Origin of the sequence: Aestuariivivens sediminis (assembly GCF_022662105.1) — a bacterium.
In the GTDB taxonomy this organism is placed as follows: Bacteria; Bacteroidota; Bacteroidia; order Flavobacteriales; family Flavobacteriaceae; genus Aestuariivivens; species Aestuariivivens sediminis.
The window spans coordinates 300263-313670 of record NZ_JAKMCP010000003.1 but is presented as its reverse complement, the minus strand read 5'-3'; the positions used below and the strand labels follow the sequence as shown (position 1 = coordinate 313670).

11 protein-coding genes are annotated in these 13408 nt (G+C 37.2%); 6 read left to right on the top strand and 5 right to left on the bottom strand.

Features of this window, described 5'->3' with window-relative positions:
* Positions 1-30: 30 nt before the first annotated feature.
* The 4 genes from MR054_RS09290 to MR054_RS09275 all read right to left on the bottom strand — a co-directional run bounded on the left by MR054_RS09290 (position 31) and on the right by MR054_RS09275 (position 4466).
* A complete protein-coding gene (locus tag MR054_RS09290) occupies positions 31-870 on the bottom strand; it encodes a sugar nucleotide-binding protein (protein WP_242085049.1) in 840 nt (279 codons plus the stop codon).
* A gap of 12 nt (positions 871-882) precedes the next feature.
* Positions 883-1965, bottom strand: coding sequence for a glycine cleavage system aminomethyltransferase GcvT (gene gcvT / locus MR054_RS09285; protein WP_242157642.1), 1083 nt, complete (start codon positions 1963-1965; stop codon positions 883-885).
* Positions 1966-2183: 218 nt separating this feature from the next.
* Positions 2184-3536 carry a DEAD/DEAH box helicase gene (locus MR054_RS09280; RefSeq protein WP_242157641.1) on the bottom strand — a complete coding sequence of 451 codons (1353 nt, stop codon included), beginning with the start codon at positions 3534-3536 and terminating at the stop codon, positions 2184-2186.
* 36 nt (positions 3537-3572) lie between these two features.
* Entirely contained in the window at positions 3573-4466 is an 894-nt protein-coding gene (locus tag MR054_RS09275) for an aldose 1-epimerase family protein (protein WP_338081518.1), read from the bottom strand.
* A 74-nt stretch (positions 4467-4540) separates the two neighbouring features.
* Here MR054_RS09275 and MR054_RS09270 point away from each other — a divergent pair, with 74 nt between their 5' ends.
* On the top strand, positions 4541-5842 hold the full coding sequence (locus tag MR054_RS09270) for an anthranilate synthase component I family protein (RefSeq protein WP_242157640.1): 1302 nt from the start codon (positions 4541-4543) through the stop codon (positions 5840-5842).
* On the opposite strand, the gene MR054_RS09265 is transcribed toward MR054_RS09270, so the two are convergent.
* Complete coding sequence (locus MR054_RS09265; protein WP_242157638.1) at positions 5839-6531, bottom strand: hypothetical protein; 693 nt, start codon at positions 6529-6531, stop codon at positions 5839-5841. The genes MR054_RS09270 and MR054_RS09265 overlap by 4 nt on opposite strands.
* A 124-nt stretch (positions 6532-6655) precedes the next feature.
* Between MR054_RS09265 and tilS the strand changes: the two genes are divergently transcribed.
* The 5 genes from tilS (at position 6656) to MR054_RS09240 (ending at position 13404) form a co-directional block, all read left to right on the top strand.
* A complete protein-coding gene (tilS, locus tag MR054_RS09260; RefSeq protein ID WP_242157636.1) occupies positions 6656-7969 on the top strand; it encodes a tRNA lysidine(34) synthetase TilS in 1314 nt (437 codons plus the stop codon).
* 59 nt (positions 7970-8028) lie between these two features.
* Complete coding sequence (gene ade / locus MR054_RS09255; RefSeq protein WP_242157635.1) at positions 8029-9648, top strand: adenine deaminase; 1620 nt, start codon at positions 8029-8031, stop codon at positions 9646-9648.
* A 56-nt stretch (positions 9649-9704) separates the two neighbouring features.
* Entirely contained in the window at positions 9705-10667 is a 963-nt protein-coding gene (locus MR054_RS09250) for a YheT family hydrolase (RefSeq protein ID WP_242157634.1), read from the top strand.
* Positions 10668-10732: 65 nt separating this feature from the next.
* The gene (locus MR054_RS09245) at positions 10733-11188 is read left to right on the top strand and encodes a (2Fe-2S)-binding protein (RefSeq protein ID WP_242085040.1); all 456 of its coding nucleotides are present in this window, start codon (positions 10733-10735) and stop codon (positions 11186-11188) included.
* 11 nt (positions 11189-11199) lie between these two features.
* Complete coding sequence (locus tag MR054_RS09240) at positions 11200-13404, top strand: molybdopterin cofactor-binding domain-containing protein (RefSeq protein WP_242157633.1); 2205 nt, start codon at positions 11200-11202, stop codon at positions 13402-13404.
* The last annotated feature ends 4 nt before the right edge of the window (positions 13405-13408 follow it).

Sequence of the window (13408 nt, the reverse complement as noted above, 5' to 3'; positions counted from 1 at the left end):
CAATGTAATGAATTCACGGGTTAAAGTCAATTAAATTTTTAATGCATTTAAAATGTCCTGACTATTAATTTGCAGATGTTTTGGAAGTTTGCTGTACTTTGGTAAAACAGCTAGATACCTGTCATCATTAGTCGTATAGACCCGTTTATAAATCACCTCGTTCTCTAAACCTAAAGCGGAAATAATCTCCTTAACATATTCGTCGTGGTGCACTAAATCTGAACTGCCTAAATGGAAAACTCCCGATTTATTTCTGTTTATCATGTAATGAATCTGTTGCATTAATTTGTCATCTGAAGTCACATTCATAATTAAATTGGGAAATATCTCGACGGGTTCTTTGGCTTTAATTTGCTCAACCATTTCCATAACTCTCGGAGACTGGTTTCCAAAAACCATGGGGAGTCGTATGATTGTAGCAAGGCCTTTTGGCAAGCGCAAAAGCATATTTTCTATTTTAATTTTAAAATGCCCATAAATGCTGTTGCTATAGGTTTTATCCGTTTCGTAGCTGGGATATTTACTGTAGGCATCAAAAACATTGGCTGATGACAGAAAAAAAAGTTTCACCTTGTTTGAAATAACATATTCCGATAAATGCTGATGCAGTAATACCTGTTTTGAAAAATCCCCTCTTAAAGCTGAAATAATTAGGGTAGGATTTATAATATCTAGAATTTCATAAATGTCATCTTCTTCAAAATTAAATTGAAAAAACTGATGGTTTTTTTCATAAATTCTATTGGAAGTACAATACGTTCCGAAGGTTTTAAAATAGGAGCAGAGTTCTCGATAAATGGCATGACCTAAAAAACCACTAGCCCCTAAAATTAAAATTTTATGTTTCCCATCTTTCATCTGCGCTTTCATAGAAACTATTTTCTATTTTTTATAAAACGGTAACTTTACAACCGTTGCTGGAACCGTATTTTTACGTATTTGAATATTTATTTTACTATCTATGGAGGAAAACGGAATGGTCACATAACCTAGTCCAATACCTTTACCTAATGTAGGGGACATGGTGCCCGAGGTGACTTTGCCTATGACAAGGCCACTACTATCTACAATATTATATCCCTGTCTCGGGATACCTCTTTCGTCCAATTCAAAACCAACAAGTTTTCGTTTGGGACCATTCTCTTTTTCTGCCTTTAAGGCTTCAGAATTTGTAAAGTCTTTATCGAATTTGGTGATCCACCCTAAACCGGCTTCAATGGGTGAAGTAGTATCATCAATATCATTTCCATAAAGGCAATAGCCCATTTCCAAGCGTAAAGTATCGCGTGCTGCTAATCCAATTGGTTTTATACCATAATGTACCCCTGCCTCGAATACTCTATCCCAAATTTGCTTTACTTCACTATTTTTACAGTAAATTTCAAAACCACCACTTCCGGTATATCCTGTTGCTGAAATGATGACATGTTCTATACCTGCAAAATCACCAACAATAAAATTATAAAATTTTATAGCCGACAAATCATGACTGGTCAGGCTTTGCATGGCTTCAACAGCCTTTGGACCCTGAATGGCAAGCAATGAATAATCATTACTGATATCACGCATGCTAGCACCGACATGATTTTTGGATTGTATCCACTTCCAATCCTTTTCTATATTACTGGCATTAACAACCAATAAATACGTATTCTCTTTGATTCGATAAATGATTAAATCGTCAACAATACCGCCAGAATCATTTGGTAAGCAGCTATATTGAGCTTTGCCTATAGTCAATTTAGAGGCATCGTTACTCGATACGTTTTGAATCAAATCTAAAGCACCACTGCCTTCTATTAAAAATTCTCCCATATGGGAAACGTCAAATACCCCAACAGCATTTCGTACGGTTTCGTGTTCAATGGTTACACCTTCATATTGTACAGGCATATTAAAACCAGCAAAGGGTATCATTTTTGCTCCAAGGGCTTCATGGGTTGATGATAACGCTGTATTTTTCATTAGAAGTCCATCATTTTTTGATTTTGGCAAATGTAGTTTACTCTATTGATAAAGTCAATGTAAATCTGAAAAAGATATTAATTCTTAACCAGATGATTAGCCATTGGTTTTTAATCCGCAATGGTTTTGGAATCTTAGGGTACAGCGAAACCCAAAATAGATAGTTCGGTTTTGTTTCAAAACCAAGTGGGCCACCTCTGAAGAGAAAGGGTTAAGGTTTATTTCCTTTTATGTCGTCTGTTAAAGTTTTTATCGCCTCGAGTTTTGGGCTTTTTATACTTTTTAGCTATTTCCCTGCGGTATTTACCACCCTGATTTTCCTTTGAGTTTTTTGATTTCTTCTCATGAAATGCAGGACCTGGAGAATCTTCTTCTTTATGTTTGAGAGGATTGTAGTGTTCTTTTAATTCCGGGCGCTCTTCTTCAATGAGTTCCGATGATACTTCAACAAATGACGGAAACTCCAACAGGGGAATATTCATTTTCATGAGGGCTTCAATTCGGCCCAAACTTTCTTGCTCTTTGTCTGAAGAAAACAGGATGGATGCCCCCTGACGTTCCGCACGTCCTGTTCGACCTATGCGATGCATATAGTTTTCAGGAAATTCGGGTGTATCGAAATTGATGACATGAGTTATATGGTCAATATCCAATCCTCTGGCCATGATATCCGTGGCGATTAAAATCCGATGTTCTCCACTTTCAAAGGCTTCAATGCTTCGAAACCTGTAATTTTGGGTTTTATTGGAATGGATTACCCCTATCTCATTTGGAAATATCTTATCAAGGTTTTCGAACAAACGATCTGCCATACGTTTGTAAGCCACGAAAATTAATACTTTGTTAAAGATTTCAGAATCTTCTAATAAGTGAGTTATTAAATTAACCTTAGTATAAAAATTCGGGACGTTGTATCTTGTCTGGGTAATATGGTCCACCGGCGTTCCAGAAACTGCAATGGAAATGCGTTTGGGAGCTTTAAAAAAGTCATTTAACAAGGCATCGACATCATGGGTCATTGTAGCCGAAAATAAAATGTTTTGACGTTGTTTGGGAAGGATATCGAAAATATTAATGAGTTGATGCCTAAAACCCAAATCGAGCATAACATCAACTTCATCAATCACTAATTTCTGAATTGATTTAAGCTGAAGTACACGACTCATTGCTAAGTCGTACAATCGCCCTGGTGTAGAAACTAATATATCCAAACCTTCACCAACAGCCTGTTTTTGTGTGTTGATATTGGTGCCACCATAAACTCCTAAAACACGGTTATTTATATATTTAGAAAGTTTTTCAATTTCTTCTACAACTTGTATAACCAGCTCACGCGTTGGAACTAAAACTAAAACACGAGGATTATCTTGCTTTGAAAATTGCATGTGTCTTAAAATGGGAAGCATATAGGCAAAGGTTTTTCCTGTTCCAGTTTGTGCTATACCCACAATATCTTTTCCTGAAGCTACAGGGTTAAAAGCTTGTTCCTGAATAGGGGTTGGTATGGTAAACCCCAGATCGTCCAGGGCATTTAGAAGGGGGGTGCTTAAATTTAAATCAGAAAACCTCAAAACTGTTATTTAGTCTGCAAATCTACCATTAATTTATTAGACAAGATGATCGTCATGTATTTCTATGGTATAAGAGGCTTTGAATTCGTTTTTGGGATCCAGTGCCAGAATTCCTTCTTTGGTCTTCAAATTCTGATTGGTTATTTCGTTATCCGCTATACCTAGCCATGGTTCAATACATACATAATCCCCACTTGGTTTTGCCCAAATACCCAAATATGGAAAATCGGGATAGCTAACCGTTAAAATGGCACCATGTGTATTACTTTTCAAAGTAACCTTTTTGGACTTTAAATCTTTCAAAATTAAGGCGTCTTGATTAAACAAATCATGCCTTAGTTTAATACTATTTGAATTTACTAATATCGGTTGAGTTCGGTTGGTTATCAATCCATTATCCATATTGATTAAATGGGTACTGGAATTTTCATTGTATTCAAATTCCAAAATATAATCCTTGTAATGTTCATCCTTAAAAACGGGACACTTAAAAGCGGGATGTCCACCTACCGAGAAATACATTGTATGGTCATCACAATTTCGAATTGCATGTGTCACTTCTACGGTATTATCCGTTAGCGTATAGCCCAGGTTAAATTCAAATTTAAAAGGGTATGATTTTAAGAGATGATCGTTATGACGTAATACAAAATTTAAGTGGTTCTCGGCTTCTTTATTTATTTTAAAATGATCATTATGTCTAACAAAACCGTGTTTGGGGAGTTCGAATATCTTGTTATCGAATAGGTAAGATCCATTTTTTAAGGCTCCAATAATCGGGAATAACACAGGAGAAATTCCACTCCAAACCTCAGGATTTCCATCCCACATAAATTCAGTACCGAATTTTGTAGAGGTTATTTTACAAAGTTCAGCGCCTATTTTATTGATGGTAATTTGCAGCTTGTTGTTTTTTAATGTATGCATCATTTCTGTTTAAAGTATACACAAAATACTTAATTTTTTAAGTAAACTAATTAACTTTGTGTCTTAATCTGTTTTTGTTGAGAACATCACGAGCTATTTATGTAGAGAAAATTGATACATTCAAGAATCAGTTGTTGGTTTGGGCACAACAATTTAGTGATGTGGTTTGGTTGGATTCAAATAGTTACATTCAGGATTATTCAAGTTATGACGCCGTTCTTGCCGTGGAAGCCTTTTCGGTCATTGATACTAATTTTCATCAAGCCTTTGATCAATTGAAGGCGTATCACACCCATACAAAAGATTGGATTTTTGGATTTTTGACCTACGATTTAAAAAATGATATCGAGGATGTGACGTCCGCTAATTTTGATGCACTTAAATTTCCGGATTTATACTTTTTTCAGCCGAAGAGATTATTTCTAATTAAGGGAAATACGGTTGAAGCACACTATTTAGAATGTATTGATGATGAGGTAGGGGACGATGTAAAAGCGATTAAAGGGATTAATCCTTTGAGCAAATCAACAAAGGTTCACGGTAAAGAGGACATTAAAATAAAACTTCGAATCCATAAGGATGCCTATTTTGAAAAAGTAAATAAAATGTTGGGTCACATCCATAGGGGTGATATTTACGAAGCCAATTTTTGTCAGGAGTTCTATGCCGAAGACACCCAAATTAATCCATTGGAAACCTACAGGAAACTCAATGAAATTTCTAAGCCTCCGTTTGCATCCTTTATCAAACTGGGCGAAAAATATGTATTAAGTGCTTCTCCAGAACGCTATTTAAAGAAGGATGGCGGCAAAGTAATATCACAACCTATCAAGGGAACAGCGAAGCGATCGGATAATTTGCATGAAGATGCCTTATTTAATACCGCTTTGGCAACTGATATTAAAGAACGCAGTGAAAATATTATGATAGTGGATTTGGTACGTAATGATTTATCCAAAACTGCCATTAAGGGTAGTGTTAAGGTGGAAGAATTGTGCAAGGTCTATACCTTCAATCAGGTTCATCAAATGATTTCAACGGTTAGTGCCGAAGTGGATCCTTCTACACATCCGGTGGACATTATAGAAAGTACTTTTCCTATGGGGAGCATGACCGGAGCACCCAAAATTTCAGCTATGCAGATCATTGAAGCCCTGGAGGAAACCAGAAGGGGAGTTTATTCCGGAGCGATTGGTTACCTTACTCCAATTGGAAATTTTGATTTTAATGTGGTTATCCGAAGCATTCTTTATAATGCTAACAATCGTTATGTTTCCTATTCTGTGGGAGGTGCCATCACATCAAAAAGTGATCCCTTAAAAGAATATGAGGAATGTTTGGTAAAGGCCAAGGCCATGAGGACTGTGCTTGAAAACTAACCTAAATTGCTTTTTAAGGTTTCCATGGCTTGGGTAAGTAGCTTCTCTATATATTCCTTCTCGGTATTTTTTATTTTGGCAATATCATCGTAATTCAGTCTGCCAAAAACAAACAGATCGACAATATCCGTTACTTTTAAAGGAGTAGAGGTGTAAAACCTCCCCAATAAATTAGTACGCGATAAGGATTTAAGGTTTTCAATTTCAAAAGCTTGGGCTAAAGATGTATTATTATCATCGTATACAAAAACATGTTTGTGTTTGGTATCTTGCCTGTAAGAAATATCACTTAACTCTTCCTTCATAATAAAATCGAAATCGTCATCAATGGTATAATTTTCAATTAGCCCGTCCAGTTCTTCATGCAATATGTCATTCGTGCTAAGGGTATTCTTATGAAAAGCTTCGGTTTTATAAAGTTCATCCAAATCCGTGTCCACAATTTTAAAAAGTTTCAACTTGATGGTTAAAGGGTCGGCATCAACATCATAGCCTTTATCGTAATATTTTACAATGGCCTCATCGATGAGATCGTTAGAACTGTACATGTTTTTCGGAATAATTCCTAAGGATTCTGCGATATATAACCTATGATTGACATAAGCCCTTAAATGTTGGGTTACTGAAACTACTTTCTTATGAAATGCTTTTTCACCCGACTTATCTAATATGTTGTCTTTTTGACGCATGACTGAAGAAATATAAATGATACGTTAAAGATACAAAAATTGGAGGGTTGGGATATGATATTCATCATTTCATTTATAAAATATGTCGCCTATTTTTAACTTGGCAAAGTTGTATATTTGGCCTATGCTGAATTCATTTCAAAACCATATCGATCTCAGGTTGCCATTTTTAAATAAGAAGAAACTACTTATTGCCATTTCAGGGGGAGTTGATAGTGTGGTATTAACGCATTTATGCCATAAACTGCGGTTTAACATTGCCCTGGCGCATTGTAATTTTAATTTGCGATCAGAGGAGAGCGATGCCGACGAAGCATTTGTTTTGGATCTCGCCGAGGATTTGGATCTGGAGGTTTTTATAGAAAGTTTTGACACTAAGGACTATGCCAGAAATAATAAGTGTTCACTCCAAATGGCAGCGCGGGAACTGCGTTATAATTGGTTTAAGGAAATTGCCGAACAATTACATTTTGACTATGTTTTAACGGCGCATCATGCGGATGATAATTTAGAAACCTTTATAATAAATTTCACCCGTGGAACCGGATTGGAAGGGTTAACTGGAATTCCCGAAGTCAATGATAAATTTGTTAGACCCCTTTTGCCTTACTCCAGGGAAGCAATTTTGGGTTTTGCAAATGAGTACAACATTAAATGGCGGTCCGATAGCAGCAATGCGTCAGTTAAATATTTACGGAATAAATTAAGGCACGAGGTTATCCCTGTTTTGAAGGACATTAATCCCAGCCTTTTGCAAAGTTTTCAGACGACCTTAAATAATTTGAATGAGGCCTCAGTCATTGTTAAAGACCAGATGGATGCTTTTTTAGACCGCGCCATAGCCAAGGTTGAAAATGGTATTAGTGCTTTTAAAATCTCAGAATTTCAAAAGCTAACCCACCCAAAGGCCTACCTATATGAAGTCTTTAAAAAATATGGGTTTACCGAATGGCAGGATGTCACTAATTTATTGGAAGCTGAAACGGGAAAATATGTGCAATCTAAAACACACCGGTTAATAAAAAATAGGGCGCATTTGTTGGTAACTGAAATCGAATTAACCAGTGTTCCGGAAATATTTACCCTGAATGACCTAAAAAACTTTGAAACACCTTTGGGAACATTTAGTTTTGAAGAAGTGGATAGCATTTCAAAAGCCGGTAATACGTGTATTTATGTTGATAAAAAAATGTTGCATTTTCCGTTAACATTGAGAAGAAAACAGGACGGTGATTACTTCTATCCTTTGGGAATGTCTGGAAAAAAGAAGTTGAGCAAATATTTTAAGGATGAGAAGTTATCATTGATAGAAAAAGATCGTACCTGGTTGTTGTGTTCGAAAGATGATATAGTATGGGTTGTCGGAAGGCGTGCAGATAATCGTTTTAAAGTGACAGATAAAACCAAACAAATTTTAAAAATAGAACTAAAAAAATAGGGTCGTGTTGAGCACGATTTCTGAGGTGACATTAAGCACTGCCCAGTATCAATAAAAGGATGAATCTAAAAGGCAATATAGTTGATATATCAAATAGGCGTATTTATAAAGGTGAAATAACCATTGAAGACCATGTTATTGTATCCATAGAGGAGAAAGAGCATGATATGGACCATTTTATTCTGCCCGGTTTCATCGATGCCCATATCCATATAGAAAGCTCGATGTTGGTGCCCAGTGAATTCGCAAGAATTGCCGTTAGGCATGGTACGGTCTCTACCGTTTCCGATCCGCATGAAATCGCCAATGTTTTAGGCGTTAGAGGTGTGAAATTTATGATTGAAAACGGTAAACAGGTTCCATTTAAGTTCAATTTTGGAGCACCTTCATGTGTCCCTGCTACGATGTTTGAATCGGCCGGAGCTGAAATAAATCCGAATGACATAAAAATCCTTTTGGAACATCCTGAAATAAAATATTTAGCGGAAATGATGAATTACCCCGGTGTGTTGTTTAAGGATGATGATGTTATTAAAAAACTGGCTTGGGCTAAACATTACCAAAAACCGGTGGATGGACATGCACCTGGTTTAAGGGGTAATGCTATTTCCAAATATATTGAAGCGGGAATTTCGACCGACCATGAATGTTTTACGTATGATGAGGCATTGGAAAAATTGCAAAAGGGTATGAAAATTTTAATTAGAGAAGGTAGTGCAGCCAAAAACTTTGATGCCTTAATTGATTTATTGCCGGAATATTATAATGATATCATGTTTTGTAGTGACGATAAGCATCCCGATGATTTAATTGTAGGTCATATTAATGAACTTTGCCAGAGCGCAGTTGCAAGAGGGATGGATGTCTTTAAGGTATTACAGGTAGCATGCGTCAATCCCGTAGACCACTATAAGCTGGAGGTTGGACTGTTAAGGGTTGGAGATCCGGCAGATTGCATTGTTGTTGAAGACTTAAATACCTTTAAAACCAAACAGACCGTTATTAACGGAGAGGTGGTTTTCCATAATGGAAAATCATTAATAAAACCTATTTCCTTTAGTAAAGTCAATAATTTTAGTTGTCATAAAAAGAAAGAGTCAGATTTTGGAGTGGCTTCTACGGCAAAGAAAATTCGGGTTATTGAAGCCTTAGAGGGGCAGTTAGTAACTAATGAAATTGTTGAAGATGCCATATACTCTAATGGAAACCTAATATCAAATATTAAAAAAGACATTTTAAAGATGACCGTGGTTAATCGTTACAAGAACGAACGTCCTGTAATGGCCTTTATAAAGAATTTTGGACTTCAAGAAGGCGCTATAGCGTCTTCCGTGGCACATGATTCACATAATATCATTGCTGTTGGCGTTAATGATGAAGCCATTTGTAAGGCGGTTAACTTACTTATAGAAAATAAAGGCGGTATATGTGCCGTTTCAAAGGAGGAGGAATTAGTGATGCCCCTTCCCGTTGCTGGCATTATGAGTGATAAAGATGGTGAAACTGTTGGAAAGGCATATTCACAGTTGAATATAATGGCTAAGTATTTGGGATCCCAAATGCATGCCCCGTACATGACCCTCTCTTTTATGGCATTGTTGGTCATTCCATCATTAAAATTAAGCGATAAGGGGTTGTTTAATGGAAATGATTTTACATTTACCTCCCTTGAAGTATAATGATTACTCTGAGTCATGGAACTGTCAACCTATAACAATTTACTGTCAATTATAAAATGCCCATATTAGAATCCACTTACAAGCCTCCTTTTTACTTTAAAAACGGTTTTATTTCAACCGTATATTCCGGATTATTGAGACAAGTCACCCTAAAACAACACCGGGAACGAATCACACTTTCAGATGGGGATTTTCTGGATTTGGATTGGAGCCATTCAAAATCGAAGACCAACAAATTAATTATTCTGCTTCATGGGCTTGAAGGCCATGGGCAACGTCCTTATGTAACGGGTCCTGCTCAATTGTTTAACGCCAATGGCATTGATGCACTTTGTGTAAATTTCAGAGGATGTAGTGGTGAACAAAATTTAAAATACTACAGTTATCATTCAGGAGCAACTTCAGACTTAGAAGAAGTTATTGATCATGCTATTCATGTAAAACACTATGATCACATTTTTTTAAAAGGCCTGAGTTTAGGTGCAAATTTAATTTTGAAATATTTAGGAGAAAGACGGGATGTCCCACCTAATATAAAAGCAGCGGTGGCGGTCTCGGTACCTTGTAGTTTATCCGGTTCTTGCGAGGCACTTCATACAATTAAAAATAAACCATTTCATGATAGATTTCTAAAGGATTTATTAAAACGGTTAAGAGAAAAACAAAGACGATTTCCCAATGCATTGAGCATTAGTGAGATTAATACCATTAAAACCCTAAAGGATTTTGATAACGTGTACACGGCAAAGGCACATGGCTTTAAGAATGCTAGAGATTACTATGACAAGAACAGTTGTTTACAATTTCTGCCTCATATTAAAACTCCGGTGCTCATCATTAATGCATTAAACGATTCCTTTTTATCACCGGAGTGTTTCCCTGTTAAAGAAGCTAAAAATAATTCCTTTCTGCATCTTGAAATGCCAAAGTATGGAGGACATGTCGGGTTTATTGAGAAGAAAGATTTTTACTATAACGAAAGGCGAGCATTAGAGTTTATTAAAACAGTGTTAAATTGAATACCGTAAACTAAAGAAAGTATATTTTTTTGTAATTTAGGGAGATAACTTCTAAAATGCTAACTATGTCAACATTCACCCTAAAAATCAATAATATAAAACATACAGTTGAGGCAGATATGGATACGCCGCTTTTGTGGGTACTAAGAGATCATTTGGATTTGTTAGGAACGAAGTATGGTTGTGGAATTGGACAGTGTGGTACCTGTACTGTGCATGTTAATGGTAATGCCGTTCGTAGTTGTTTACTTCAAGTTTCCCAAGCCGAAGGCATGAACATCACCACTATTGAAGGTCTTTCGGATAACGGCGATCATCCGGTACAACAAGCCTGGTTAGAACACGATGTTCCTCAATGCGGCTATTGCCAAAGTGGACAAATAATGAGTGCAGCGGCGCTATTGAAGAGTAATCCAAATCCTTCAGACGCAGACATTGATGCTTCAATGAATGGGAATATTTGTAGATGTGGCACTTATGTAAGAATAAAACAAGCGATTAAAACCGCATCAAAACTTTAAAATAAGACATTATGACTAAGATAAGAACACATTACAATCGTCGCTCATTTTTAAAGGTTTCTGCTGCAGCGGGTGGTGGCATGCTTATTGGGTTTAGTTGGTTTACTGGCTGTACTTCAGATAAAAAAATTAAAGAAAAAGTAGCCATTCCCAACGAATGGTTTGAAATAAACGGCTATATAAAAATTGGAGATACCGGTATGGTTACCATTTACTCACCTAATCCAGAGATCGGGCAGAATGTAAGGACTTCAATGCCCATGATTATTGCCGAAGAGTTGGATGTAGATTGGAATAATGTTGTTGTTGAGCAGGCCCCATTGAATACGGGGATATATCAAAATCAATTTGCCGGGGGTAGTTTATCCATTCGATTAAGTTGGAACGCTCTGCGAATGGCGGGGGCTACCGGAAGAAGAATGTTGTTGGAGGCAGCGGCCAAGGAGTGGGGTGTTGCGGTTTCTGATTTGAGTGTTACCAAAGGGATAATAAGTGAGAAGAATGGAGAACGAACCGTGGATTACGGGGCCATTGCCTCTAAGGCCGTTGGTATTGAAATTCCGGATGAGATTGACCTAAAAGATATCAATAGTTTCGAATTAATCGGCACCAGTAAAAGGAATGTAGAAGGCGAAAACATTGTGACCGGAAAACCCATGTACGGCTTAGATTTCAAAAGAGAAGGTATGCAATTTGCCATGATACAGCATCCACCGGCTTTCGGGATGAAGTTAAAGGACTTCAATGAAGAAGAAATTAAGGCAATGCCAGGAGTAAAAGATGCTTTTATTATAGATATTGCTCTTGAAGATCCTTCTTGGAGTGATGAAAAAGGATTTTTACAGCTTATTGCTATAGTTGGCGATTCAACATGGCCTTTAATGAAAGCAAAAAAAGCGATTAGGGCCAATTGGGAGTTGATTTCGGAATTGGAGAATTCTGAAATGCATAACCGTATATTAGAAACGGCATTAGCTTCCGGAAAAGCTCAGGGTAGTAGAAAAGATGGTGATCCAGATATGGCTTTTAGTAAAGCTGCAAAAGTTATAGAACGGACCTACAGTTCACCGTTTTTACCTCATAATACTATGGAACCCATGAACTTTTTTGCAAATGTTACAGATACCTCGGCAGAGTTAATAGGTCCTACCCAAACGCCCGAGGCACTTGAAGGTTCTGTTTCTAAATTATTAGGCTTACCATTGGAGGATGTCACCGTAAACATGACACGTATTGGCGGAGGATTTGGACGACGGCTTTATGTGCATTTTGGTGTTGAAGCTGCTGCCATTTCCAAGAAAATTGGCGCACCGGTTAAACTTATCTATACGAGAGAAGACGATATGACTCAGGGAACCTACAGACCAGCATATCAATCGGTGTATAAAGCAGGTCTGGATGAAAATAATAATTTAATTGCTTTTAGTGTAAAAGGTGCGGGACTGCCGGAAGGACCTGTATTTCCCAATCGTTTTCCTGCGGGAGCCGTTGAAAACTATTCAGCGGAAAAGATTGATGCCAAAACCAATATTACAACAGGAGCCTGGAGAGCGCCAAGATCACATTTTACGGCAGGGGCAGAGCAAGCTTTTCTGGATGAGGTTGCAGAATTAGCCGGCAAGGATCCTATAGATTTCCGTTTGGAGTTGTTTGATCGTGCGATTAATAATCCAATTGGGGAAAAGAATGATTATGAACCTGAACGTTATGCTGGAGTCCTGAAATTAGTTAAGGAAAAATCCAATTGGGGAGAATCCATACCGGGAGTTTATCGTGGAGTAGCTGCGTATTTTTGTCATCACTCCTACGTTGCAGAGGTTATTGATGTGGTTATGGTGGATGAGAAACCTAAAGTTAAAAAAGTTTGGTGTGCCGTGGATTGCGGAATTGTAATTAATCCTGACGCTGCCAAAAATATGATCCAAGGAGGGGTTATTGATGGCATAGGTCATGCCATGTATAGTCAGCTAACTTTTAATAATGGTGAACCCAATGAAATCAATTTTGATCGGTACCAATTAATTCGCCATGCACAGGCACCAGAGGATATTGAGGTGTTTTTTGTAGACAGTTCCGTTGATCCTACCGGATTGGGTGAACCGGGCTTACCACCTGCTGTTGGGGCTTTGGCAAATGCAATTTACCAAGCTACTGGACAAAGACTCTATAAACAACCATTTATGAATAATATGCAATTGCAAGAATTGGTTGGGTAGATTG

Excerpts from the sequence above, each read along its gene's own strand:
- MR054_RS09290 (WP_242085049.1), bottom strand. The coding sequence starts at position 870 with ATGAAAGCGCAGATGAAAGATGGGAAACATAAAATTTTAATTTTAGGG.
- gcvT (WP_242157642.1), bottom strand. The coding sequence starts at position 1,965 with ATGAAAAATACAGCGTTATCATCAACCCATGAAGCCCTTGGAGCAAAA.
- MR054_RS09275 (WP_338081518.1), bottom strand. The coding sequence starts at position 4,466 with ATGATGCATACATTAAAAAACAACAAGCTGCAAATTACCATCAATAAA.
- MR054_RS09265 (WP_242157638.1), bottom strand. The coding sequence starts at position 6,531 with ATGCGTCAAAAAGACAACATATTAGATAAGTCGGGTGAAAAAGCATTT.
- tilS (WP_242157636.1), top strand. The coding sequence starts at position 6,656 with ATGCTGAATTCATTTCAAAACCATATCGATCTCAGGTTGCCATTTTTA.
- ade (WP_242157635.1), top strand. The coding sequence starts at position 8,029 with ATGAATCTAAAAGGCAATATAGTTGATATATCAAATAGGCGTATTTAT.
- MR054_RS09250 (WP_242157634.1), top strand. The coding sequence starts at position 9,705 with ATGCCCATATTAGAATCCACTTACAAGCCTCCTTTTTACTTTAAAAAC.
- MR054_RS09245 (WP_242085040.1), top strand. The coding sequence starts at position 10,733 with ATGTCAACATTCACCCTAAAAATCAATAATATAAAACATACAGTTGAG.
- MR054_RS09240 (WP_242157633.1), top strand. The coding sequence starts at position 11,200 with ATGACTAAGATAAGAACACATTACAATCGTCGCTCATTTTTAAAGGTT.